This is a genomic window from Bacteroides sp. D1 (assembly GCF_000157095.2).
Lineage (GTDB): Bacteria > Bacteroidota > Bacteroidia > Bacteroidales > Bacteroidaceae > Bacteroides > Bacteroides xylanisolvens.
Genome location: NZ_JH114350.1, coordinates 999,485 through 1,024,323 on the forward strand (window position 1 = coordinate 999,485; position 24,839 = coordinate 1,024,323).

Here is a 24,839-nt window from a genome sequence, read left to right on the forward strand (position 1 = left end):
TAATCTGTGGTGAGAAAGTTTTATCTTTGTCCCTGTTATGATAGAATATATTAGAGGCGAACTTGCCGAACTAAGTCCGGCAACCGCAGTGATTGACTGTAACGGGGTGGGATATGCCGCCAATATATCCTTGAATACCTATTCGGCTATTCAGGGAAAGAAAAACTGTAAGCTATATATTCACGAGGCGATTCGGGAAGACGCTTATGTGCTTTACGGATTTGCCGAGAAGCAGGAGCGGGAGATTTTCCTGTTGTTGATTTCCGTCTCCGGAATCGGGGGAAACACGGCACGTATGATTCTCTCGGCGCTCTCACCTGCCGAACTGGTGAACGTAATCAGCACCGAAAACGCGAATATGCTGAAAACGGTGAAAGGTATCGGGCTGAAGACTGCGCAACGGGTGATTGTCGACCTGAAAGATAAGATAAAAACGATGAGTGGGTCTGCCGGCGGAGGTGCTTCCGCAGGTCTGTTGCTGCAACCTGCCAATGCGGAAGTGCAGGAAGAGGCGGTGTCTGCATTAACAATGCTCGGTTTTGCTGCCGCGCCTTCGCAGAAGGTGGTGCTGGCTATCTTGAAGGAAGAACCGGATGCTCCGGTAGAAAAGGTTATCAAACTGGCTTTGAAACGTTTGTAGTATGAAACAACAGAAAATTTATATGCAGGCATGGCTGGACGCTCACGGTCGTGCAAAGGTAGTGAATACGGATGAATGGTATCTGGATTTCGCTAATCAGCTATTGCCATTGGTGGCCGAATCGTATATATATGGTGGGAAAGAGATGGAAGAAGACCAGAAGCAAGTGGCTCTGACGTGTGCTTTGTACTTGGAAGATTGCGTGGCAGACGGAGGAAACTGGCGTCAATTTATCCACTGGCATCAGGCAAACTACGGACGTTGCCTGCCTTTCTACACGTTGACGGACGAATATCTGCCGGACGAAATCAACCGTGAAGATGTTGTTTTCCTTTTGTGGGCAATCAATTCACCGGTCGGTGATGATTTTGACGGAGTGGAGAACCCGATGGATGCAGATTTGCTGGAGTTTGCAGATGTATTATACAACCGTTTGGATGCTGCGTTCGAATTGGCTCCTATCAGTGATTACCTGGCGACGGACTGGCTGCTGGAAACGGAATTGATGCAAAAGAAGCGAATGCCTCTGCCGATAGCTTTGCCGGGAGAAAAAATGCCTGCCAACGTTGAGCGTTTCCTTGAAGCAAGTAAAGGTGAACCGCTTTTGTACTTTAACTCTTACGATGCGCTGAAATTTTTCTTTGTGCAATCATTGAAGTGGGAGGATGAAGAAGATTCTCTATTGCCTGATTTAAGAGAATTTGATAACTTCGTGGTTTTCGCCAATCCGAAAGGTCTGTTGATAGGGCCTGATGTGGCCCCATATTTTGCGGACAAACGCAACCCGCTCTACAATGCTGAACTGGCAGAAGAGGAAGCATACGAGCTGTTTTGTGAAGAAGGTTTGTGTCCGTTTGATTTGTTGAAATATGGAATGGAACATGAACTGTTGCCAGAAGCACAGTTCCCATTTGAGAATGGAAAGGAACTATTGCAGGAAAACTGGGATTTTGTGGCTCGCTGGTTTCTGGGCGAATATTACGAAGGAGAATAAGAGGAACAAGAATCAGATATAAGTACTGTTTATATAAGTGTTGTCTATGCCAATCAAAAAAAATAACAATCCCTTTGCCGGAAAGACAAAGTCCGCAGCCGGTAAAAAGAAGACAACCGGAAAACGGGTTGGAAAATCAAAACAGGAAAAGGCTAATAATCAGTTGAATAGAAGAGTTAAATAAGGATGTGGAGGATACGCCGTTTTTGCTTACCAGGCTACGCCGTTTTATGATGGCAGGCTACGCCTTTTCTCCATACCAGAAAACGCCTTTTCTCCCATGCAGAGAATAAAGAGGCTTATTATACATTTGACGGGAATGGTTGTCGTTTATGAAAAATAACAACTATTCCCGTCAGTTTTATTGTTGACCGATGTTTTTTTCTGCTAAATAGCTTCTCTTTTGACGGTTTTTAGTTAAATGGGAATATAATTCAGACAGAAGAACAAAAGAACAAAAAATAAAATAGCAGTTCAATAAGCAACAAAAATAATTTTCAAAGCGCAGCCTTTATGTTCTTTTGTTCTTATGTCTAAAAATAAAAAAATCATTTATCTCATTTTCGCACAGATCGTTTTCTTTTTGCCAAATGGAGTTTCCTTTTTATTAATCGGTAATTTCCTCCTGTGCCTTCCGTTCTTTTTTCTTATTGATAAATCCGATTTTCAGGTTAGCTTCCTCTTGTTCTTTATTAATCTTTTCCATCGCAGAGAGGATTTGCGCTAATTCATAAACATTGGCTGCGGCTAGCCGGTCGGTGGGACTCATCGTTGTTTTATAGGTACGGTCGCCCATATATTCCACACGGATATTTTTGTCTTTATTGAGATGTAGGAATTCGATTACATTACCGTCTTCTCCCAGTTTGTAATCAGCTTTTTCTATTTTCTCGTTCATATCGGTCGTTTCGTAGCTGTCTTTGGAGCTTGGAGTCTCGGCAAAACTGCCGTCAGGAGCAATCACTTTCACTTTGTTGTGGTGGATATTGCCGGCACCGCAATAGATAGAGGTCATACTCATGATGCCTTGCTCGTTCACTTGGAAGCGGAGGTACGAACGGTGCATGTTTTTCTCAATGGTTTGTGTAGGCCAGAGGTAGTTGCCTACTTGTTGATATTCGGCATCTTTTTCTAGTGTGAATTTGTCTTTGATGGCGTTGAATTCTTTCGTTTTTGCCTGAAAGGCGCTATCCAGATAAGCAAGCGTTTTTTGCTGTGTCTTTGTTTCAACATCAAGCATCAGTGCCTGTCCCGCCTTACGTGCTTCGAACGCTTTGGGATACAAAATCTTGATACTGTCAATTTGCAACTTAGCTTCTTCATAGTCGCCACGTTCGTAGGCAGCCTTGGCAACCATCAGTTTTTCATTGGCTTTTTTCTCAAGGCCATTTCCGCAGGCAGCTAATGCCAGCGTACCACAAAAGAGGATAATCAGTTTTTTCATCACAAATTCTATTTACTAGTTTTATTATTTACATGAATAAGCAGTGTCCGTTTGTCATTCACTGTTCATCGTTCTGTTCTTCATTCACTTTATTAGCGGCAAAAATACAAATATATCCCTTATTTTTGTAATTTTGTCCCCTCAAAACTTATAACTAAAAAGAATGATAGAGTTGACTCAAGAGGAATTGAAGCAGCATTTTAGCGAACCCATCTTCGGACAGATAGCCGAAACGGCCGATGCGCTCGGCATGGAGTGTTATGTGGTAGGTGGCTACGTTCGTGATATTTTTCTGCAACGTCCCTCTAAAGATATAGATGTAGTAGTTGTAGGAAGTGGAATTGCAATGGCAGAAGCTCTTGGAAAACGGTTGGGACGTGGTGCTCATGTCTCTGTTTTCAAGAATTTCGGGACAGCACAAGTAAAATACAGAGGTACGGAAGTAGAGTTTGTAGGTGCGCGTAAGGAGTCTTATCAACGGGATTCGCGCAAACCGATTGTTGAAGACGGTACGCTGGAAGACGATCAGAACCGTCGTGATTTCACGATCAATGCTCTTGCTGTATGTCTCAATAAGGCACGTTTCGGCGAACTGGTAGACCCGTTCGGAGGCATGGAGGATATGAAGGAAAAGACAATTCGCACTCCGCTCGACCCGGATATCACTTTCAGCGATGATCCTTTACGCATGATGCGTTGCATCCGTTTTGCTACGCAACTGGGCTTTTACATTGACGATGATACTTTCGAATCGCTTTGTCGGAATAAGGAACGGATTGAAATTATCTCCCGTGAACGTATTGCGGACGAACTGAATAAGATTATTCTGTCTCCGATTCCCTCAAAAGGTTTTATTGATTTGGAACGTAGCGGTTTGCTGCCGTTGATTTTCCCGGAATTTGCTGCCTTGCAGGGAGTGGAAACACGGAACGGACGTTCGCATAAGGATAATTTTTATCATACATTGGAAGTGCTGGATAATATCAGCAAGAAGACTGATAATCTTTGGTTACGCTGGGCTGCTTTGCTGCATGACATTGCCAAGCCTGTCACGAAACGTTGGGAACCGAAAGCGGGATGGACGTTCCATAATCATAATTTTATCGGTGAAAAGATGATTCCGCATATCTTCCGCAAGATGAAGTTGCCGATGAATGAGAAGATGAAGTACGTGCAGAAGCTGGTTAGCCTGCACATGCGTCCGATTGTTATCGCGGATGATGTGGTGACAGACTCGGCTGTACGCCGTCTGCTCTTTGAAGCGGGAGATGACATTGACGACTTGATGATGCTCTGTGAAGCGGATATTACTTCCAAGAATATGGAACGTAAGCAGCGTTTCCTGAATAACTTCCAGTTGGTTCGACAAAAGCTGAAGGATTTGGAGGAGAAAGACCGTGTCCGTAACTTCCAGCCACCCGTGAGCGGAGAAGAAATTATGGAGATTTTCGGTTTGGAACCTTGTCGTGAAGTCGGTGTTTTGAAAAGTGCTATAAAGGATGCTATCTTGGATGGAGTGATTCCGAACGAATATGAGGCTGCTCATGCTTTCATGCTGGAGCGGGCTAAGAAGATGGGGCTGACGCCGGTGTGCTGATAGAAGGACGGAACAGATATATTATAGTATTCAAACACGGGTTTATACGAATCAGTAGTTGAATTGGAGTAAAACTGTACTGAAATGAACTAAATGATAATTTTGCGGAGTGCCCTGAAAGGGCTTAATTACATAGCGTAGGGCAACGCCCTACGAAAAAACGGTAATCTGAATTTGCGCCCTGAAAGGGCATAATTGTATACAGTTCCGCCCTTTCAGGGCTTGTGGCTGGTGTGTTTTTTTCGTAGGGCGTTGCCCTACGCTATATAATTAAGCCCTTTCAGGGCATCCCAATAAATATATAATTGTAAGGCTTTCAGCCTAACCGATAAATTCTCATTTAACCGATAAATTCCCATTTAATTAAAAACTGTACTGAAATGAATGAAACCTTGCTTTCTAACTGCTGATTACTCATTATTTCTTTATCCGTACGTTTACTGTTTGGGTAGCGTCACCGAGAAATATGGATTGGGCGTATGTTGTTCGAAGATGATAGCTTTCATCTTTTCTACAACGTCCGGATGTTGGAGTGCTATATCAGTATCTTCGTGAATGTCCGTTTTTAAGTTGTAGAGGAACGGTGTTCCTTTTTTTACCACCATCTTCCAATCGTCCATGCGTACGGCAATCTGGTCTGTTTCATCAAATTCCCAATACAGGAAATCATGTTTCTTTTGCTTTTTCTTACCCAGCAGTGTGGGAGCAAAAGAAATCCCATCGAAATAATCGACTTCTTTTTCTTTATTGCGATATTTCTTTTCGTAGTCCTTGATGCCGATCACTTCGCAGAATGTGGGCATTAAATCATAAAAAGCACAGATATGATCGTTCACTTTACCTGCCGGTATGTGTCCCGGCCAACGCGCGATAAACGGAATACGTATTCCTCCTTCATGACACTGGCGTTTTAATCCACGTAGTTTTCCGTCTCTGCCGAAGAAAGTAGGGTCGGCTCCGCCTTCTTCGTGAGGGCCGTTGTCACTGGAGAAAATAACCAATGTGTTTTCGTCCAGCCCTTTCTCTTTCAGCTTTTTCAGGACTTCACCCACGTAATAATCCAGACGGGTAATCATTCCTGCAAATTGAGCATGGGTGTGCGTAATAGCATTGTATCGTGAGCCTTCGCTTCCTTTAAACTCTTTGTCCGGGTTGAATTTGGCTTTGTATTCATTCAGGATAGAATCTTCCGGTTGAACGAGTTCCGCATGAGGCAAGGTGTAAGTCAATATGCCGAAAAACGGTTGTTGGTCGTCTTGTTGGTCCAGCCACTCCAATGCTTTCTGATGAATCATGTCGGCCGAGTATTGCGGACGTTTCTGGTAGTCGGGACCATACATCGGATATTTGATGTTTTCATCCATCACCACCCGCACCACTCCGGTGTCGCCCAACGCTTTACTATAACGGTTCAGGAAATTGGGATAGTGGAGATGAGCCTGAAATTGACAGATGTAACCGTAGTATTCATCTATTCCCCGTTTGTCGGGAGTAGAACGCGAGCCTTCATATCCTCCCGCCCATTTGCCGAACATACCCGTGGTATAGCCATTGTCTTTCATTATTTCCGGTAAGATTACATGGTCGGAATCATAAGGGTGTTGTCCTACTATCGAATATTCTTGGTTTTGCCCATACAACACGATCGGTACATTTTTCCAGTATTCTTTGTTGCCTCGCACCTCGCAGTGGCCTGAATGTTGCCCTGTCATGAATGAAGCTCTGGAAGGCGCGCTGACGGGACTGCCGGCGTATGCCTGTGTAAAACGCATACCTTCATTCGCCATCGTGTCTATATGAGGGGTGCGGATAAATGGTTGACCGTAACAGCCTAAATCTCCATATCCCATGTCATCGCAGAGAATGAAAAGAATATTGGGTGGAGTATTTGATTGGGGCGGTGTAGTGTTTTCCGGTGATTTGTTAGTGGCTGTTGCAGCGCAGGCAACAGTGGACATAAGGGTTAGAATGAAAGGTTGTTTCATTGTTTTTGGGGGGTAAGTGTGTTATTATTAGTAGAAAAAGATGTGTCCGTTCTTTGCCGGACACATCTTTTTCATCATCTGTTTAACTTAATTCAATGATTTCTTCATTGCAGTTCGTCAGCTTTTCTATTCCTTCATTGGTTACTACCCAAGAGTTTTCAATACCTACGGGGCCTACACTCGGAATAACGATTTTCGGTTCGAGGGCAAAGACCATGCCCGGTTCTAATTGTTGTTTCATGCGGGGAGCCAATACCGGAGCTTCATTAATTTCGAGTCCGATACCGTGGCCGATAAACTTGGCTTGTTGCCCTGTTCCCATAAATTTGTCGGCAAATCCGGCTTCTTTGGCTATTTCGACAGCTATGTCGTAAAGCACTTCACAAGCAATGCCCGGTTTGGCGATGGAAGCTATCTTTGTTTGGATATCCAAACAAACCTGATGGGCGGTGTAAGCCTCTTCGGGCAGCTTTCCTATTGAGAATACGCGGCTCATATCGTTCATGTAGCCGTTGAAGTTACCTCCCAAGTCCACCATAACGCTCTGACCTTCCTTTAGCGGGGTTTTATTTGCTCCTCCCGGCAAAGCAGGATCAAGTCCCTGTCCACCTAAAGCAAAATCATAGGGCGAGGGGTATCCGGCATTGTCTCCGGTCAGTACGCTACCCATGAATATTTCCATGCTGCGTCCGAATACCCGGAAAATTCCGAGGCAACCTTGCAGACGCATCAGGCGTTCTATTTCAATGGAAAACTCAATGTCCGTCATACCGGGGCGATATACGCTTGGAATCTGCTCGTATGCCTTGGCGTGGGCAATGCCCGAACGGCGGAACATCTCGATTTCTACAGGTGTTTTTACGCTGCGTGCCTGACGAATCAACGGGGTGCCATTTACAACTTCTGCTTCCGGAAACAGGCTGGCCAGACGGCAATATTCCGTATAAGGGAGTTCGTCACCTTCTAACATCAGTTTGGTTGGCATCGGCAATCCTTGTTCTTTCAACAGGTCAACGATTTGTTCCGGTTTGCGAATCGAGAACGAATGTTCTCCTGTGATATTATTAGGGCGTTTGAAAAACAATAGTGCAGGCGAATGAAGGGGGAGGTAAAGATAGCCACTGACTACACAGCCATACGTGTAAATTAAATTTGCATTACAAGTGATAAGTGCGGCGTCAATGCCCTGTGACACCATCAGACTGCGAATCTTGTCACGGCGAAATTTCAATTCGGGTTGTAGCATTTTTTATTTATTACATGATTATTAATTACAAAACTATCAATGGTAAATTATTAGTTGTGAGTTATTTATCTGATATAACAAATTCACAAACCATTATTTAACCTATCATGCCACAAAGATAATTAATTCCAGCGAAAATATTGTTAATCTCAAAAAAATAGCGCTACCCGCGTCCTGTCACAGGAGGCGAGCAGCGCAAACCACAAATACAAATACAACTAAACAAAGTCTTCTAAATAACGCCTTGTCCCATCATTGCGTGAGCTACTTTCATAAACCCGGCAATGTTGGCACCCTTCACATAATTAATGTATCCGTCGGGTTCCGTGCCGTACTTCACGCATTGTGCATGGATGCCGTGCATGATTGCATGGAGCTTTTCGTCCACTTCGGCAGCACTCCAGCTTAGGTGCATTGCGTTTTGAGACATTTCCAGACCGGAAGTGGCAACACCGCCTGCGTTGACCGCTTTACCCGGAGCATACATTGTCTTATGTTCAATAAAGAGGTCGATTGCTTCGGGAGTACATCCCATGTTGGAAATTTCTCCGACGCAAAGTACGTCATTTTTTATGAGATTTTGAGCATCTTCTCCATTTAATTCATTCTGGGTAGCACAAGGAAGCGCGATGTCTGCTTTCACTTCCCACGGGCGCTTGCCTTCTACAAAGGTAGCATTCGGATACTGTTCTGCATAAGGGGCAACAATGTCATTACCCGACGAACGAAGTTCGAGCATATAGTCTATCTTTTCGCCGCTGATACCATCCGGATCGTAGATATATCCGTCCGGACCGGAAATTGTAATCACTTTGGCACCCAGTTCGGTAGCTTTGGTAGCTGCTCCCCAGGCGACGTTGCCAAAACCGGAAATAGCGACTGTCTTACCTTTTATGTCAATACCTTTTGCTTGTAGCATCTGATTTACAAAATACAGACCACCGAAACCGGTAGCTTCCGGGCGAATCAACGAGCCTCCGAATTCTAATCCCTTGCCGGTGAATGTGCCTGTAAATTCGCGAGTCAGTTTCTTATACATACCGAACATATAACCTACTTCACGTCCGCCTACACCGATATCACCGGCTGGTACATCCATATCCGGTCCGAGGTGACGCCATAACTCCAACATGAAGGCCTGGCAGAAACGCATGATTTCAGCATCACTCTTACCGCGCGGAGAGAAATCGGAACCACCTTTTCCACCACCCATAGGCAGCGTGGTCAGTGCATTTTTGAATGTCTGTTCGAAACCGAGGAACTTCAGAATGGAGAGATTGACGGAAGCATGGAAACGAATACCGCCTTTATAAGGACCGATCGCATTATTGAATTGTACACGATAACCGAGGTTGGTCTGCACCTCGCCTTTGTCATCCACCCACGTCACACGGAAAGTGAAGATACGGTCGGGTTCTACCAATCTTTCTATGATTTTAGCTTTTTCAAATTCAGGATGTTGATTGTATATATCTTCGATAGAAAGAAGAACTTCCTTCACTGCTTGAAGATATTCAGATTCACCGGGATGCTTAGCCTCCAAAGAGGACATGATTTTCTGGATGTTCATGATACTATGTTTTAAAAGGTTAATTCTGATAAAATGTCAACTAACTCACTGCAAATATAGGAAAATTTTTCAAGGTTGCTTGTTTTAATGCGGATATTTTGATTAAATAATGATAAAATGTCAAATTCTTCTGCTGAAAAACACAAAGCCCCGCAGCCTGTAATGTAAAATACAGGCTACGGGGCTTCTATGTGTTTACAAATAGGAAGTGGCGCTTTAGAATTTTGGCTTCATTCCTAGATTATACATGATGAATCCGTAAATATCAGCTTGTTCTTCCAGTACTTTGGCCATTGGTTTGCCAGCGCCATGCCCGGCTTTGCTGTCAATACGGATCAGTGTCGGATTGGTACCGTCGTTGTCGGCTTGCAGGGTAGCGGCAAACTTGAATGAGTGGGCAGGGACTACACGGTCGTCATGGTCGGCGGTAGTGACCAGTGTTGCCGGATATTTCGTGCCCGGTTTTAGGTTGTGCAGTGGAGAGTAGCCTTTGAGGTATTCAAACATCTCTTTGCTGTCTTCGCTTGTGCCGTAATCGCTTGCCCAGTTCCAGCCGATAGTGAATTTATGGTAGCGGAGCATATCCATCACACCTACTTGCGGGATCGCTACACGGAACAGGTCAGGACGCTGTGTCATGCAGGCGCCTACCAACAGACCACCGTTGGAACCTCCTACAATGGCGATTTTATCTTTATTCGTATATTTCTGATCGATCAGATATTCGGCAGCAGAGATGAAATCGTCGAATACGTTCTGCTTCTGCATTTTAGTTCCGGCTACGTGCCAGTCTTCACCGTATTCACTACCACCGCGCAGGTTTACTTGTGCGTAGATACCCCCATTTTCGAGGAATGGAATACGTGTGGCACTGAAGCCCGGGTTGAGGCTGATGCCGAAGCCGCCATATCCGTAGAGGAATACAGGGTTTTTGCCGTCTTTCTTCAAATCTTTCTTATAAGTAAGGAACATCGGAATTTTTACGCCGTCTTTGCTGGCGAAGAATACTTGTTCGGTCACAAAATCGTCCGAGTTGAACTGTACTTTCGGGGCACGATATAGTTCGTAGGTATTCTGATCCATGTCGTATTTGTATGTAGCACCCGGAATGGTGAATGAAGTGAATCCGAAGAAACATTCTTTGTCGTCTTTGTTGCCGCTAAAGCCTACGGAACCGAGTGACGGCAGTTGGATTTCCTGAATTTGTTTACCGTCGAGACCGTAAACGTATGCGTGGTTCGAGGCATCTTTGTCATAAGTAAGGAACAGTTTGCCACCGATCACTTCCGCATTTGAAAGAACAGCTTCCGATTCGGGTACGAGTTCTTTCCAGTCCTCCAGCTTCGGACGGTTGATGTCGGCTACCATGATCCGGTTTTTCGGTGCACCGTAGTTGGTATAAATATAAATCTGGTCGCCGATAACTTCGATTGGGTAATATTGGTAGTCGAGGTCTGAAGTCAGCTGGATGAAGGGTGAATTCGGCTTTTTCAAATCCCGTATAAACAGGTTGTTACCTCTTCCGGCGCCGGATTCCGTTAGGAAGAGAATCCGTTCGTCTTCACTGGTGCTCGATGTATAGAAACGTTTCGGATAAGCAGGATTCTGATAAATCAGTTTATCTTTTGACTGTGGCTCACCGATTTTGTGATAATAGATTTTGTGATTCTCGTTCACGTTGGAGAACTCTTTTCCTTTGGACGGTGCATCATAGGCACTGTAATAGAAACCGTCTCCCTGCCAGGCAGCACCGGTGAACTTGGCCCATTCGATGTGGTCTTCCAGTAGTTTTCCGCTTTCGGTATCCATTACATAAATTTCAGACCAGTCCGAACCGCTGCGTGAAATACTGTAAGCGGTGTACTTGCCGTCGTTTGAGAAATAAAGACCGGTCAGTGCCACTGTTCCGTCGTCCGATAGTTTGTTGGGATCGAGGAAAACACGCGGTTCGCCGTCCAATGAGTCCTGCACATAGAATACACTCTGGTTCTGCAGACCGTCATTTTTACTGAAATAATACTTTCCATGTTTCTTGATCGGAGCACTGATTTTCTCGTAATCGGCCAGTGTTGTCAATCGTTTCAGCAGGTTTTCGCGGAACGGGATCTGGCTAAGATACTCATTCGTTACTTTGTTTTGTGCTTCTACCCAGGCAGTAGTGGCTGCGCTGGTGTCATTTTCCAACCATCTGTAAGGGTCGGGAACTTGTGTGCCGAAGTACACATCTACAGTGTCTACCTTTGCCGTCTCGGGGTAGACCAGCTTTTTTTGTTGGGGAGCGCATGACATCACCATGATTCCACTCATTAATAAAGTTGCTTTTTTCATGTGAATAAAAAGTCTTTTTGAATAAACTTAAAGTTACAAATCTACAAAATAATAAGAGATAAACAAGTAAACTTTATAAAGAAGATGATGGAAAATGAGATTTAAAGAATTAACTTTGCAAAATGTGATTCTGCAGATAGACGATTTGAAATAAGAAAGGAGAATGACTTTATGCTTAGTAAATATAAATTAAACCAGCTTTACTTCAAAGATACACAGTTCGCCAACCTGATGACAAGGCGAATTTTTAACGTGTTGTTAATCGCCAACCCTTATGACGCTTTTATGCTGGAAGATGACGGGCGCATTGATGAGAAGATTTTCAATGAATACACCTCTTTATCTTTGCGTTATCCGCCTCGTTTCTCGCAGGTATCCACAGAGGAGGAAGCATTGGCGCAGTTGGAAAATATGTCGTTCGACCTGGTGATTTGTATGCCGAGCACAGGAGATAATGACAGTTTTGATATTGGTCGTCATATCAAAGAGAAATATGAGCATATTCCTATCGTCATTCTGACTCCTTTTAGCCATGGTATTACCAAACGGATTATCAATGAAGATTTAAGTGCGTTTGAATATGTGTTCTGTTGGTTAGGCAATACCGACCTGTTGGTGTCTATTATCAAATTGATAGAGGACAAGATGAACCTGGAACACGATGTGCAGGAAGTCGGTGTGCAGTTGATTCTTTTGGTGGAGGATGGCATTCGTTTCTATTCTTCTATTTTGCCGAATCTGTATAAGTTCGTGTTGAAGCAGAGTCAGGAGTTCTCTACTGAGGCCTTGAATGCTCACCAGCGTACGCTTCGTATGCGCGGGCGTCCTAAGATTGTACTGGCACGTACGTATCAGGAGGCAATGGAAATTTATCATAAGTATCAGAATAATATATTAGGAGTAATCACCGATGTCCGTTTCCCGAAAGTGGAGCGGGGGGAGAAAGACGGTCTGGCAGGTATCAAGCTGTGTGCCGAGATACGCAAGAACGATCCGTTTGTTCCGTTGATTATCCAGTCGTCCGAATCGGAAAACTCTTCTTATGCCGCTAAGTATGGTGCCAGCTTTATTGATAAGAACTCAAAAAAGATGGACGTTGATTTGCGTCGTATTGTCTCCGATAATTTTGGTTTTGGTGATTTTATATTCCGGAATCCGGATACCGGGGAAGAGATAGCCCGTGTCCGGAATCTGAAAGAATTGCAAAACATTCTTTTTGCCGTGCCTGCGGAGTCTTTCTTATATCATATCAGCCGGAATCACGTGTCGCGTTGGTTCTATTCTCGTGCCATGTTCCCGGTAGCCGAGTTTTTGAAACCGATTACCTGGAATAGTCTTCAAGATGTGGATGCTCACCGGAAAATCATCTTTGAGGCGATTGTGAAGTATCGTAAGATGAAGAACCAGGGAGTCGTGGCTGTGTTTAAGCGAGACCGTTTCGACCGTTATTCTAACTTTGCCCGTATCGGGGATGGTTCTTTGGGCGGAAAAGGGCGTGGACTGGCGTTTATTGATAATATGGTGAAGCGTCATCCGGAGTTTGAAGAGTTTGAGAACGCACGTATTGCTATTCCTAAAACGGTGGTGCTTTGTACGGATGTGTTTGATGAATTTATGGACACTAATAATCTGTATCAGATTGCGCTGTCAGATGCGGATGATGCTACGATTCTGAAATACTTTCTGAAGGCAAAGTTGCCTGACCGCTTGGTGGAGGACTTCTTTACTTTCTTCGATGTAGTGAAATCTCCGATTGCCATCCGTTCCTCATCTTTGCTTGAAGATTCTCATTATCAGCCGTTTGCAGGAATCTATAACACATACATGATTCCTTATCTGGATGATCGGTATGAAATGTTGCGCATGCTTTCGGATGCCATCAAAGGGGTGTATGCATCAGTCTATTTCCGTGACAGCAAAGCGTATATGCAGGCTACTTCGAATGTGATCGATCAGGAAAAGATGGCTGTTATCTTGCAGGAGGTAGTTGGCAATCAATATGGCGACCGTTATTATCCGTCTATGTCGGGTGTGGCTCGTTCACTGAATTATTATCCTTTAGGAGATGAAAAAGCCGAAGAAGGAACGGTTAATCTGGCTTTGGGATTAGGGAAATATATTGTAGACGGTGGTATGACCCTTCGTTTTTCTCCCTATCATCCCAATCAGGTGTTGCAAACCAGTGAAATGGAAATCGCTCTGAAAGAGACCCAGACCCGTTTCTATGCTTTGGATTTAAAAAATGCCGGACATGATTTTTCTATTGACGATGGTTTCAATTTACTGAAACTCCATGTCAAAGAGGCGGAAAACGATGGTGCCCTGCGTTATATTGCCTCTACGTATGATCCGTACGATCAGATTATCCGAGATGGTCTGTATCCTGGGGGGCGCAAGGTGATTACTTTTGCCAATATCCTGCAACATGATGTTTTCCCGTTGGCTCGTATTCTGCAGTTGGTCTTGAAATATGGTGAACAGGAGATGCGCCGTCCGGTTGAAATTGAATTTGCAGCAACGTTAAGTCGCGAACATGATAAATCCGGAACCTTCTATCTGTTACAGATACGTCCTATCGTAGACAGTAAAGAAATGCTGGACGAAGATTTGAACGAGATACCGGATGAAGATGTGATTCTCCGCTCATATAATTCGTTGGGACACGGTATCATGAATGATATTTATGATGTGGTCTATGTAAAAACCGATAATTATAGTGCCTCTAACAATCAGGCAATTGCTTGGGAGATAGAAAAGATCAACCAACAGTTCTTGAATGAAGGAAAGAATTATGTGCTTGTCGGTCCGGGACGTTGGGGAAGCAGTGATACATGGCTCGGTATTCCTGTGAAGTGGCCTCATATCTCGGCTGCCCGTGTGATTGTGGAAGCCGGACTGACCAACTATCGGGTAGATCCCAGTCAAGGAACACATTTCTTTCAGAATCTGACTTCGTTCGGGGTTGGATATTTCACTATCAATGCCTTTATGAATGATGGTGTGTATAATCAGGACTTCCTCAATGCGCAACCTGCGGTGGAAGAAACGAAATATCTTCGTCATGTCCGCTTTGAGAAACCGATGGTGGTCAAGATGGATGGAAAGAAGAAGCAGGGTGTGGTTTTGATGCCGGAGGCTTAAGGTGGAATAGGGGCCAGTTGTAAATCGTGAGAGAGATTTGGGGTGTAGCAACTGCATTTCCCTTGATAACAATTTTATAATATATGGTGTTAGAATGAAAGTGATATCCTTACATGTTCCTACCTATTAAGAAAAACTAACTATTGCTTACGAATAGACTCTATTGATATATTTATATGTGAAATTTGAATGGTAACTTTCCGCTGATTATTAAAAACAGAATATAATCAGCGGAAAGTTTTGTTTTTCATGGTTGATGTTAGATGTATTTCCTTAAAAATAGAACAGAAACATGAAATATAGACCTTGTGGATATCTGAAAATAATAGTTATTTTGCAACCGTTTAAATATTATTATCTGTGTGATGGGAATATCACACAGATGTGTTTATTAATTAAAAGCAGAATAGAAATGAGAAAGAATTTATTTTATTACTTATTTACCGTATTGTGTACAGCAACTTTGTTTATTTCTTGTAGTGATGATGAGGACACTCCCAATCCTGTAAATCCTTTGGTAGGTGTGTATAGCTTGAGTGATTATGAAACAGCAGATTTTGTGGTGGCAGAAGGAGATGACCCTATTAAAAATTTTCCGAAGGCAGGTCCTTTGTATGCAAAATGGGATGCAAAGAAAGAAGATCCGTTTACAGTAGCAGCAAGTGGAATGTTTCGTATGATGGGGGCGACTATGCTTCCTCAGGTGTTGAATACGATTGAGATGAGTGAGGACGGAAATATTATTGCTTCCTATGTGGATAAACCGACTTTGCAGGGTACAGATAAATTGATGAATTGGGCTATGGCGGGACTAATGGGTGGAATGTTTCCAGAAAAATCTGAGATTACTTCATTGGCTGCCACTTCGGGATTTGTGAATTCACCTGCCGGACTTGCTACATGGTCTGAAAGTAATGGTAAAGTAGTAGTAAAACTAAATATTACTAATATTTTGGGTGCTGCTCTTGGAGGTCAGGATGCAAGCAGTTTGGAAACCATCATCAATCAGGTACTGACAGGAGAACCTGCTGTGTTGAAAGAATTATTGAAAAGTTTGTTTCAGATTGATTTGGCGAATGTAACTGATGCTTCTATTCGTCAGTTGCAGGGATGGGCATTAAATGGTATTCCGATGAATAAGAAAGAAGAAAGTGGAAAAACTTATTTGTATTTGGATAAATCGGCTTTTGATACTTTTATGATACTCCGTGACACAGGAGAAAAAGATGATTATGGAGCCCCAATTATGAAAAATGATTTGCTTTATGTATGGGAGGCGTTGGTTAGTGCTAATTTGATTCCAGCAGAGGCTGCTCAAGCGGTTATACTGATACAAATAATTTCAGGTTACTGGAGTGAGACAAAGACCTTTGATATTGGTTTGGATTTGGTGAAACAATAATAGTAGGATTTATGTGATAATTAAAAAGGTTGGAAACGCCATTAGTCTTCCAACCTTTTTCGTTTTTAGGTATATTATGGAATGTATTGACAACTATTGATAAAAATAAGATTTGTGTAGGTAAATTAAAATTAGTTACTTTGTAAAATGAATGTTTGGTGAGGAAAATTGTTTATTATTAATCCTTTAGTAAGATAGAAATAAATGAAAAAAGAATTATTTTGCTATTTGACTTTTCTTTTATGCGTGGCAATATGTTTTGTATCTTGTAGCGATAAAGACGAAACTATAGTGTGTCCAATAAAGAATTTCACATTTACAGATGTAAGTGGTTTGGCTTTGACTTATAGTGGGAAGCCTATGTTAGGGAAGAAGGTAGAATTTATTCCGGATGCAGCAGATGCAACCAAAGCCCGATTGATATTGTCAGGAGCCTTGGTGGATTTATCTGATATTTTAGGTTCAGTGGCTATGAATAGCAGAGCCGGTATAACAGATCTGTTGAAGTTTGCGAGTCCGGGAGTTATCCCGGGAGAAAAGACAACTGAACTTCATGTTACTCTGAATATAGATGGTGACATGGTGACTTTTTCCGGAGAAGAGGAGCAGAACGGAGGTATTATTCGGTATAACGGTTCAGCGACAAAGAGCTTTTTGAAATTGGACTTGAACGTGGCATTGCCTGAAAATGGCTTTGCTGATACTTCATGGAATCTGGTGCCACAGAAGAGTGTCGAACCTGTATATTATGTTTGGAAGACTTCAGCAAATCCGATATGGGGGAGTATTTTGGTTAGAGCTATTTTTACCGCTAAAGTGGTTGATAATAAATCAATCCCCCAATTGTTATCAGCTATATTGAAGGAAGTACGTTTCCTGCCCGATGGAAATATACAGGCAGTTTATAAAAATGGTATTGCTGATGCGGAATGGAATGATTCAGATTTGAATTTGGCTATGTATAGAATGGGAGAACAGGAGAATCAGATTAAACTCTTTTTAAATCTGTCGCAAATAATGGATACGGCTATGTCAGTTACAACTTTAAGTCGAGCATCGGGAATATCTTCTGTAGACATTAAAGAGTTACTGAAATTGATTCCGATGTTGAGTGAAGGAATTCCTCTTTATTATGAGCAAGATGGAAATGGAGGTATGAAAGTCTATGTTGGAGAAGACGTGTTATTGCCTCTATTGAAAGCTGTAAAACCGTTGTTTGAGGATGAAGAGTTTGTAAACGGACTATTGGAAATGCTAGAGGCTCAAGCTGGTGATATGGCATCTTTAGTTAAAGCTTTGAAGCCAGTATTAAAAAGTCTTCCGAAGGTAATAGATGGTACAACAGAAGTTAAGTTTGGAATAATGTTTACCGCTCTGCAACCATCAGCAGAAACAAATATCTTGAAATAAAGATATAATAATAATTTCTTTTGTACAAAAATAGCATCATAAAAAGGGCAGTCCTCAAAAATGGACTGCCCTTTCTCATGGTGCTATAAAACAGGATGATATTTTTCGTTAGAATGCATACGCAAATCCTATATTCAGATAAATAGGATACATAGCGAAGCTTATCGTTGTGAAGTCTTTTTTGAAAATGTCATTCAATCCCCACGTGAGATCGGCATACACTTTTAGATGCTTGAAAGCCAACCAATCCGCTCCTGCCTGAACTCCCCATTGAAAGTGGCGAAGCTCTTCCGAGAAATCATACTTTGCGCTTTTATCGCCCTCAATTGATACTTTGTCACCAGTGGGATTTTCTTCACGCAGATATCCGTCGTACACATTTCCTGAAAATTCTCTTTCCAATATGTATGATGCATATACACCAGCTTTCATGTGCCAACGGTCGTTTATTTTGTAAGCGGCTAATACTGGCAATGTGAGATATGAATTATTTACATTCGTACTAACTTTTCCTGTCCAATTCCCTTTTAAACGTCCGCCATCGCTAGCAATGATTTCCATATTATAATTCTTTACTGTAGCATCTGTCTTCATCTTGCGGCTTTCCAAGCGAATTCCGGTAACGATACCCCACTTCTTCGTTGGCTCTATCCATTTAGTCATATTTCCTTCCAAACTGATGGCTAATGAAGGATTATAAGAGTTGATAGATCGTATTTCTGCTGGCAAAGGAATAGGAGAAGTTCCGCCGATACTGAATCCGGCTCTAACTTCATACTCCCAACCGTGAAGTGCTGCATTAATTAAGGTTTTGGTCCGGTTGGTCTGTGCAGAGACAGAATACACGCTAATAATTGTAAATATAAAAGCTATATATAGGTTTCTTTGTGTCATATTTTTCTGTTTTTAGGTTATTCTTCACAAACTAATTCTAGGTCATCTACATAAAGAGTGCTCCCTATTGCCCCTTTGAAACGATCTCCGTCTTTACTGGCAGAAAGTACGATGCTTATCTTATACTCTCCGCGTGATAAAGCTTCCATGTCTACTTCTTTTCCATATTTGTTGTAATCGAATGGTATGTTGAACTCGGTCCATTGATCAGTTTCTTTTCTTTCTTTTTCTGGAAGAAGTGCCAATGCTATCATGCGTGGATCTTTGAATTCATTGATGGCTAGATATCCGTCCATGGTACGAAGTGTTTCATCAGTTTTGTAAAAGATGCCATACACAATGAAATTGTCTTTTTGTTCTGGTATTTCGTTTGTACCATCCATATATGTGCTACCTGCCTTGTATTTGTAATATCCTTTTAGACGGAGCGGTTTTTTGTGGAATATTCTTCCGAAAGCGGTTGATTTTAAAGGATCGCTGACAGAAGAATTGAAATTGAATGTTCCGATGAAAAGATTTCCTGCTGCCAAGGGAGCGCCAACAAGGCTTCCTAATCCTCCGGTTGATTTAGTTACCAGTTTGGCACATTTACTGTTCTCAATTCCTCCGTCGGCTTGTGATGTGGGGTATTCTGTAGCAGGACTATTTCCGGATACTAGCATATATCCTTGATTGGCACTTGCCCATTCCATAAATTCACCTTTTGCTTTGTTCTCTTCATAGAAAATGTGGTATTTGCTGCTTTTGGAACTCAGTTTATCAAAATGAAACTGCTCGGGGATAATTTGCAAATCATCTGAAATACTGACGGAATAGGTGCGATGCCATTTACCATCGGCTGAGGTAACGGTATAACGTACGGGATGAGTGAAGTCTTGGATACTTCCACTTGCAGGTTCGATAGTGGCACCTTCTGTTAATACAAATTCTGGAGCCAATTGTGTAAGGGTAGCTTTGCTATTTACACTGATATAAAGGGGATAAGCATTTATGGATTCATCGTAAGGTTCGTAATAGTTTGTATTGTCATATTCGAATATTTCTTTGGGTAGAATACATTTTAAAATGTCTGCTTCGGTATTCGGTTCTTCGTTTTGTATGCATGCAGTACTCAACAAAGATAACAGGGTTGTGGCTAATACATTTGTAAATTTCATCTTATATATTATGAATTAGTAAATTATGAGGAGCAAAGATACGGATTTTGAATGAACTTCAGGTGATTTTTGATAAAAAACTCCCGCACTTCCTTTCGGAAGGAGAGGAAAGGAATGATTAAATATTCAATTAATAGGCTCAAGTTTCGTATCTTTTCATAGTATTTGGCTTGTATTTGGTTTTTTGAAGTAGATGAATCAACTGGGAGAAGTACAAGAGTTGAAGAAAATAGGTACTTGTACTGCTGTAATAAAGTACATGGAACAGATGGAAGAAGTACTTAAAATCTGCTTTTTCAGTACTAAAACGCTCCACTAAATATTTATTGTTTATTTCAAAGACATTCAAACCATAGATAATTCATTTGTAAGAATAGCGAATTTAACTGATATTGTAAATAAAGTTCTTAATTATTTTACTATATAACTGTGAAAAGATAAAGCGCTGTTATACAACAAGATGTGCCACCTGTTTTTTCCTTTAAAACAAATGCCCCGTTTCATTTAAAGGAACGGGGCGTTTCTCGGTGTGCATCGGGGCGTTCCTTTAAAAGGAACGGTGACCCGGTTTTTGCCTATGGACAAAATATAAATATATTTTCTTTTATTCATTCCGAATTTTGCTCATAACGCGGAAGAACACAATGAAGAAATAAGACTCAACTTCAACTAAGTAGCCAAATATGTGTTAAATCCCCAAGAATAATGACTGAGCCCATATTATACCCTTTTGGGTATAAATATAATGTAATTTTTCTGTTTTACACCCTTTAGGGTATAAAAACTCCCGCACTTCCTTTCGGAAGGCGGGAGCCTTTAAATAAACTATAGCTTATATATCTTTCGCTGATTATACGATACCTTGTGCCATCATTGCTTTAGCAACCTTCATGAATCCGGCTACGTTAGCACCCTTCACATAGTTTACGTATCCGTCGGCTTCTGTACCGTACTGAACGCAAGCTTCGTGGATATTCTTCATGATGCTCTTCAGTTTTTCGTCTACTTCTTCAGCGCTCCAGCTCAATTTGATAGAGTTTTGAGTCATTTCAAGACCTGATACTGACACACCACCGGCATTAGCAGCTTTACCCGGAGCGTAAAGGATCTTAGCATCCTGGAACACTTTGATAGCTTCCGGAGTAGAAGGCATGTTAGCTCCTTCAGATACGGCGATACAACCGTTTGCTACCAGTTGACGAGCGTGGTCGCCATTCAATTCATTTTGAGTAGCAGAAGGAAGAGCGATATCACATTTTTCACCCCAAGGTTTAGCTCCTTCTACATATTTGCAACCATATTTTTCTGCGTATTCACGGATACGACCACGGTACAGATTCTTCAGTTCCATGATGTAGTCCAGTTTTTCGCGGTCGATACCATCCGGATCGTAGATATAACCGTCAGAGTCAGAGCAAGTAACTACTTTACCACCCAGTTCGATTACTTTTTCGATTGTATATTGAGCAACGTTACCAGAACCGGAAACCAGACAAACTTTACCTTTCAGGTCAGTGCCTTTTGTTTTCAACATTTCCATCAGGAAGTAGATGTTACCATAACCGGTAGCTTCCGGACGAATCAGTGAACCACCGAATTCGCGGCCTTTACCTGTAAATGTTCCGGTAAATTCATGAGCCAGTTTTTTATACATACCGAACATGAAACCTACTTCACGGCCACCAACACCGATGTCACCGGCAGGAACGTCAGTTTCAGGACCGATGTGACGCCACAGTTCCAGCATGAATGCTTGTACGAAGCGCATTACTTCGGCATTTGACTTTCCACGAGGAGAGAAGTCGGAACCACCTTTACCACCACCCATCGGCAGCGTAGTCAGTGAGTTTTTGAATGTTTGTTCAAAGGCAAGGAACTTCAAGATAGAAAGGTTTACAGATGCATGGAAACGGATACCGCCTTTGTAAGGACCGATCGCGTTGTTGTGCTGAACACGGTAACCCATGTTGGTCTGAATATTACCTTTATCATCCATCCAAGTCACGCGGAACTGATATACTCTATCAGGAATACACAAACGTTCGATCAAGTTTACTTTATCAAACTCCGGGTGTTTGTTGTATTCTTCTTCAATAGTAGAAAGTACTTCTTCTACTGCTTGATGATACTCCGGTTCATTGGGAAATCTTCTTTTCAGATCGTCTAATACCTTTGCTGCATTCATAATCTTTTTTTCTTTAATTGGTTGATATAAAAATAATGTGCTAATTTGACAATTTGCTCATGTGCCGCTCGACTATGTGCTTTTCTGCCGTATAGCAATTTGCACACTTGTATATGGGTACATCGGATTTTTATTTCCGGTTGCAAAAGTAAAGATAAAAATTGAACTGGCAAACATTTTATAAAGAAAAATGCGATAAAACATCAAATTTGATATTTTATCGCATTAAAAATAGGAAAAAAGATATTTATTTGTTCTTTTTGATCGACTTATAAACAGGAATAAATACTAATGCTGCCGAAATGACAAGCATTACTATCGTCATCCCGTCAATTCGTTCGGCTTTTGTTAGAACTAAATAGCAAAGCGCCAACCAAAGCAGGCTGATGCAAACTATTTGTGATTTGGATAACGGGCGTTTCATTTCACTCCTCTTTTCTTTTTGTCAACAATGGCGTCGATCACGGCTACGGCTGTGATATTCACAATGTCACGGACAGAACTTTCGAAATCGGTGAAGTGGATAGGTTTGTTCAATCCCATCTGGATAGGGCCGATGAATTCTGTATCCGGGTCCATTGCCTGCAACAGTTTGTAACCGGCGTTTGCTGAACTTAGATTCGGGAAAATCAATGTATTTACGTCTTTACCTTTCAGGCGGGTAAACGGATATTTGGTATCACGCAATTCGCGGTTCATGGCAAAATTAACCTGCATTTCGCCGTCGATAGCCAATTCCGGATATTCTTCCTGCATATGAGCAACTGCTTCGTGCACTTTCACTGGGCTACCTGCGGTATCAGCGCCGAAGTTAGAGTATGACAACATAGAGATAACCGGTGTGTGATTGAAGAAACGAACTGTTTTATCGGACAGTTTGGCGATATCAATCAATGTTTCCGTATCGGGGTGGCGGTTAATCAATGTGTCTGCCAGGAAGTAAGTACCTTTTTTGGAGTTCAGGATATGCATGGTACCGAAGTGTTTGAAGCCCGGTTGGATGCCGATCACTTCTTTTGCCACTTTGATCGTATTGCTATATCTTGTATAAAGTCCGGTGATGAATGCGTCTGCATCTCCTGTTTCCACCATCATCATACCGAAGTAGTTGCGTTCGAACATCTTGTCGTTGGCTTCTTCGTAGGTAAATCCTTCGCGTGCACGTTTTTCTGCAAGGATGCGGGAGTAACGCTCGCGACGATCTGATTCGTCCGGGTGACGAAGATTGACGATTTCAATGCCTTCCAGGCTAAGCTCCATTTCTTCTGCCAGTTTTCCGATAGCTTCGTCGTTTCCTAATAAGATAGGATGACAGATACCTTCGGCTTTTGCTTCAACGGCAGCTTTCAGCATATTCGGGTGGATACCCTCGGCAAATACGACACGTTGCGGTGAGCGGCGGGCAGTATCATACAGTTGGCGGGTCAGTTTGGATTCGTAACCCATCAATTCGCGCAGGTGAACACAGTAAGCGTCCCAGTCTTTGATTTCTGTGCGAGCCACTCCGCTTTCCATAGCAGCTTTTGCCACTGCGCAGGAAACTTCGGTGATGAGGCGTGGATCTACCGGTTTCGGGATAAAGTATTCCGCACCGAAAGAAAGGTTGTTTACGTGGTAGGCTGCGTTGACTACATCAGGTACCGGTTGTTTTGCCAGGTTGGCAATAGCGTGTACGGCCGCAATCTTCATTTCTTCGTTGATTGCTTTAGCTTGAGTGTCCAAAGCACCACGGAAGATATATGGGAAACCGATTACATTATTAATCTGGTTCGGATAGTCGGAACGTCCGGTAGCCATCAGTACGTCAGGACGTGCTGCCATGGCATCTTCGTAAGAGATTTCCGGTGTCGGGTTGGCCAATGCGAATACGATGGGCATCGGAGCCATGCTGCGTACCATATCTTGACTCAACACATTTCCTTTTGACAGGCCGAGGAATACATCCGCGCCCTTGATTGCTTCTTCCAGTGTGTGGATATCTGTGCGGTCAGTTGCAAAATATCTTTTCTGTTCGTTCAGATCGGTACGTGTCTTGCTGATAACGCCTTTACTATCCAGCATGACAATATTTTCGAGGCGAGCGCCCAAAGATACATATAATTTAGTACAAGATACTGCGGATGCACCGGCACCGTTCACGACGATTTTCACATCCTCGATTTTCTTTCCTGCCACCTGCAAGGCATTTACCAAACCGGCGCTGGAGATAATAGCAGTACCGTGCTGGTCGTCGTGCATTACAGGAATGTCTAATTCTTCTTTCAGGCGACGTTCGATTTCAAAACATTCGGGCGCCTTGATGTCTTCCAGATTGATACCTCCAAAGGTAGGAGCGATTGCTTTCACTGCCGCAATGAATTTCTCCGGATCTTTCTCGTCTACTTCGATGTCGAAAACGTCGATACCGGCATAGATTTTGAAAAGCAGCCCTTTACCTTCCATTACAGGTTTGCCGCTTAATGCGCCTATATCGCCCAGTCCGAGTACGGCTGTACCGTTAGAAATAACAGCTACAAGATTTCCTTTAGCTGTATACTTGTATGCATCCTGCGGGTTCTTCTCAATTTCGAGACAAGGTTCTGCTACACCGGGGGAATATGCGAGTGATAAGTCGGTTTGTGTACTATAAGGTTTGGTAGGCACTACCTCAATCTTGCCGGGTTTGCCCTGGGAGTGATAGAGCAAAGCGGCTTCTTTCGTTATTTTAGCCATGGTATATATGTAATTTGTTAATAAGTTATCAATTGGCTGCAAATGTAGGAATAAAAGTTAGAAATTGTTGCTGTTGATTGGTAATTTCTATTAATTTTATAGCAAAATGGCTGAATTTATGATATGAGATACAT

The 24,839-nt window shown here is 42.5% G+C and carries 16 protein-coding genes; 6 read left to right on the forward strand and 10 right to left on the reverse strand.

What is annotated here, in order from left to right; genetic code table 11:
* The first annotated feature begins 37 nt into the window (after positions 1 to 37).
* Together ruvA and BSAG_RS01030 are read left to right on the forward strand one after the other, a co-directional pair.
* A complete protein-coding gene (gene ruvA / locus BSAG_RS01035; protein WP_004314150.1) occupies positions 38 to 640 on the forward strand; it encodes a Holliday junction branch migration protein RuvA in 603 nt (200 codons plus the stop codon).
* Position 641: 1 nt separating this feature from the next.
* Positions 642 to 1,634, forward strand: coding sequence for a DUF3843 family protein (locus tag BSAG_RS01030; RefSeq protein WP_008770749.1), 993 nt, complete (start codon positions 642 to 644; stop codon positions 1,632 to 1,634).
* A 607-nt stretch (positions 1,635 to 2,241) separates the two neighbouring features.
* Here BSAG_RS01030 and BSAG_RS01025 read toward each other — a convergent pair.
* Entirely contained in the window at positions 2,242 to 3,078 is an 837-nt protein-coding gene (locus BSAG_RS01025) for a hypothetical protein (protein ID WP_004314152.1), read from the reverse strand.
* Positions 3,079 to 3,241: 163 nt separating this feature from the next.
* On the opposite strand from BSAG_RS01025, the gene BSAG_RS01020 reads away from it, so the two are divergent.
* Positions 3,242 to 4,675: a CCA tRNA nucleotidyltransferase gene (locus BSAG_RS01020; protein WP_008641195.1), complete on the forward strand. Its 1,434-nt coding sequence runs from the start codon at positions 3,242 to 3,244 to the stop codon at positions 4,673 to 4,675.
* A gap of 437 nt (positions 4,676 to 5,112) precedes the next feature.
* Here BSAG_RS01020 and BSAG_RS01015 read toward each other — a convergent pair whose 3' ends face one another.
* The 4 genes from BSAG_RS01015 to BSAG_RS01000 form a co-directional block, all read right to left on the reverse strand.
* Complete coding sequence (locus BSAG_RS01015; protein ID WP_004317265.1) at positions 5,113 to 6,660, reverse strand: arylsulfatase; 1,548 nt, start codon at positions 6,658 to 6,660, stop codon at positions 5,113 to 5,115.
* An 82-nt stretch (positions 6,661 to 6,742) separates the two neighbouring features.
* Positions 6,743 to 7,906: a M24 family metallopeptidase gene (locus BSAG_RS01010; RefSeq protein ID WP_004317266.1), complete on the reverse strand. Its 1,164-nt coding sequence runs from the start codon at positions 7,904 to 7,906 to the stop codon at positions 6,743 to 6,745.
* Positions 7,907 to 8,138: 232 nt separating this feature from the next.
* Positions 8,139 to 9,476, reverse strand: coding sequence for an NADP-specific glutamate dehydrogenase (gene gdhA, locus BSAG_RS01005; protein WP_004317267.1), 1,338 nt, complete (start codon positions 9,474 to 9,476; stop codon positions 8,139 to 8,141).
* Between the two features lie 216 nt (positions 9,477 to 9,692).
* Positions 9,693 to 11,804, reverse strand: coding sequence for a prolyl oligopeptidase family serine peptidase (locus BSAG_RS01000; protein WP_004317268.1), 2,112 nt, complete (start codon positions 11,802 to 11,804; stop codon positions 9,693 to 9,695).
* A 171-nt stretch (positions 11,805 to 11,975) separates the two neighbouring features.
* On the opposite strand from BSAG_RS01000, the gene BSAG_RS00995 reads away from it, so the two are divergent.
* The 3 genes from BSAG_RS00995 to BSAG_RS00985 all read left to right on the forward strand — a co-directional run bounded on the left by BSAG_RS00995 (position 11,976) and on the right by BSAG_RS00985 (position 17,757).
* Entirely contained in the window at positions 11,976 to 14,945 is a 2,970-nt protein-coding gene (locus BSAG_RS00995; RefSeq protein WP_004317269.1) for a PEP/pyruvate-binding domain-containing protein, read from the forward strand.
* Positions 14,946 to 15,357: 412 nt separating this feature from the next.
* Positions 15,358 to 16,347 (forward strand): DUF4925 domain-containing protein, encoded by a 990-nt coding sequence (locus BSAG_RS00990; protein WP_229096982.1) that lies wholly within the window; start codon positions 15,358 to 15,360, stop codon positions 16,345 to 16,347.
* A 360-nt stretch (positions 16,348 to 16,707) separates the two neighbouring features.
* Positions 16,708 to 17,757, forward strand: coding sequence for a DUF4925 domain-containing protein (locus BSAG_RS00985; protein ID WP_008770753.1), 1,050 nt, complete (start codon positions 16,708 to 16,710; stop codon positions 17,755 to 17,757).
* Between the two features lie 108 nt (positions 17,758 to 17,865).
* Here the strand turns inward: BSAG_RS00985 and BSAG_RS00980 are convergent, their stop codons facing one another.
* The 5 genes from BSAG_RS00980 to BSAG_RS00965 form a co-directional block, all read right to left on the reverse strand.
* Positions 17,866 to 18,651 carry a porin family protein gene (locus tag BSAG_RS00980; RefSeq protein WP_004317272.1) on the reverse strand — a complete coding sequence of 262 codons (786 nt, stop codon included), beginning with the start codon at positions 18,649 to 18,651 and terminating at the stop codon, positions 17,866 to 17,868.
* 17 nt (positions 18,652 to 18,668) lie between these two features.
* Positions 18,669 to 19,808 carry a PCMD domain-containing protein gene (locus BSAG_RS00975; protein ID WP_004317273.1) on the reverse strand — a complete coding sequence of 380 codons (1,140 nt, stop codon included), beginning with the start codon at positions 19,806 to 19,808 and terminating at the stop codon, positions 18,669 to 18,671.
* Positions 19,809 to 20,658: 850 nt separating this feature from the next.
* Positions 20,659 to 21,993 (reverse strand): NADP-specific glutamate dehydrogenase, encoded by a 1,335-nt coding sequence (locus tag BSAG_RS00970; RefSeq protein WP_004317274.1) that lies wholly within the window; start codon positions 21,991 to 21,993, stop codon positions 20,659 to 20,661.
* Between the two features lie 247 nt (positions 21,994 to 22,240).
* Positions 22,241 to 22,417, reverse strand: a complete 177-nt coding sequence (locus tag BSAG_RS24820) for a hypothetical protein (RefSeq protein WP_004317275.1) — start codon at positions 22,415 to 22,417, stop codon at positions 22,241 to 22,243.
* Positions 22,414 to 24,705 (reverse strand): NADP-dependent malic enzyme, encoded by a 2,292-nt coding sequence (locus tag BSAG_RS00965; RefSeq protein WP_004317276.1) that lies wholly within the window; start codon positions 24,703 to 24,705, stop codon positions 22,414 to 22,416. Before BSAG_RS00965 ends, BSAG_RS24820 begins: the two co-directional genes overlap by 4 nt.
* Positions 24,706 to 24,839: the final 134 nt, after the last annotated feature.

Bases quoted from the DNA above. Each gene is read 5' to 3' on its own strand.
- BSAG_RS01020 (WP_008641195.1), top strand. From the start codon at position 3,242: ATGATAGAGTTGACTCAAGAGGAATTGAAGCAGCATTTTAGCGAACCC.
- gdhA (WP_004317267.1), bottom strand. From the start codon at position 9,476: ATGAACATCCAGAAAATCATGTCCTCTTTGGAGGCTAAGCATCCCGGT.
- BSAG_RS01000 (WP_004317268.1), bottom strand. From the start codon at position 11,804: ATGAAAAAAGCAACTTTATTAATGAGTGGAATCATGGTGATGTCATGC.
- ruvA (WP_004314150.1), top strand. From the start codon at position 38: ATGATAGAATATATTAGAGGCGAACTTGCCGAACTAAGTCCGGCAACC.
- BSAG_RS00990 (WP_229096982.1), top strand. From the start codon at position 15,358: ATGAGAAAGAATTTATTTTATTACTTATTTACCGTATTGTGTACAGCA.
- BSAG_RS24820 (WP_004317275.1), bottom strand. From the start codon at position 22,417: ATGAAACGCCCGTTATCCAAATCACAAATAGTTTGCATCAGCCTGCTT.
- BSAG_RS00970 (WP_004317274.1), bottom strand. From the start codon at position 21,993: ATGAATGCAGCAAAGGTATTAGACGATCTGAAAAGAAGATTTCCCAAT.
- BSAG_RS01010 (WP_004317266.1), bottom strand. From the start codon at position 7,906: ATGCTACAACCCGAATTGAAATTTCGCCGTGACAAGATTCGCAGTCTG.
- BSAG_RS01025 (WP_004314152.1), bottom strand. From the start codon at position 3,078: ATGAAAAAACTGATTATCCTCTTTTGTGGTACGCTGGCATTAGCTGCC.
- BSAG_RS01030 (WP_008770749.1), top strand. From the start codon at position 642: ATGAAACAACAGAAAATTTATATGCAGGCATGGCTGGACGCTCACGGT.
- BSAG_RS00980 (WP_004317272.1), bottom strand. From the start codon at position 18,651: ATGACACAAAGAAACCTATATATAGCTTTTATATTTACAATTATTAGC.
- BSAG_RS00975 (WP_004317273.1), bottom strand. From the start codon at position 19,808: ATGAAATTTACAAATGTATTAGCCACAACCCTGTTATCTTTGTTGAGT.
- BSAG_RS00965 (WP_004317276.1), bottom strand. From the start codon at position 24,705: ATGGCTAAAATAACGAAAGAAGCCGCTTTGCTCTATCACTCCCAGGGC.
- BSAG_RS00995 (WP_004317269.1), top strand. From the start codon at position 11,976: ATGCTTAGTAAATATAAATTAAACCAGCTTTACTTCAAAGATACACAG.
- BSAG_RS00985 (WP_008770753.1), top strand. From the start codon at position 16,708: ATGTTAGGGAAGAAGGTAGAATTTATTCCGGATGCAGCAGATGCAACC.
- BSAG_RS01015 (WP_004317265.1), bottom strand. From the start codon at position 6,660: ATGAAACAACCTTTCATTCTAACCCTTATGTCCACTGTTGCCTGCGCT.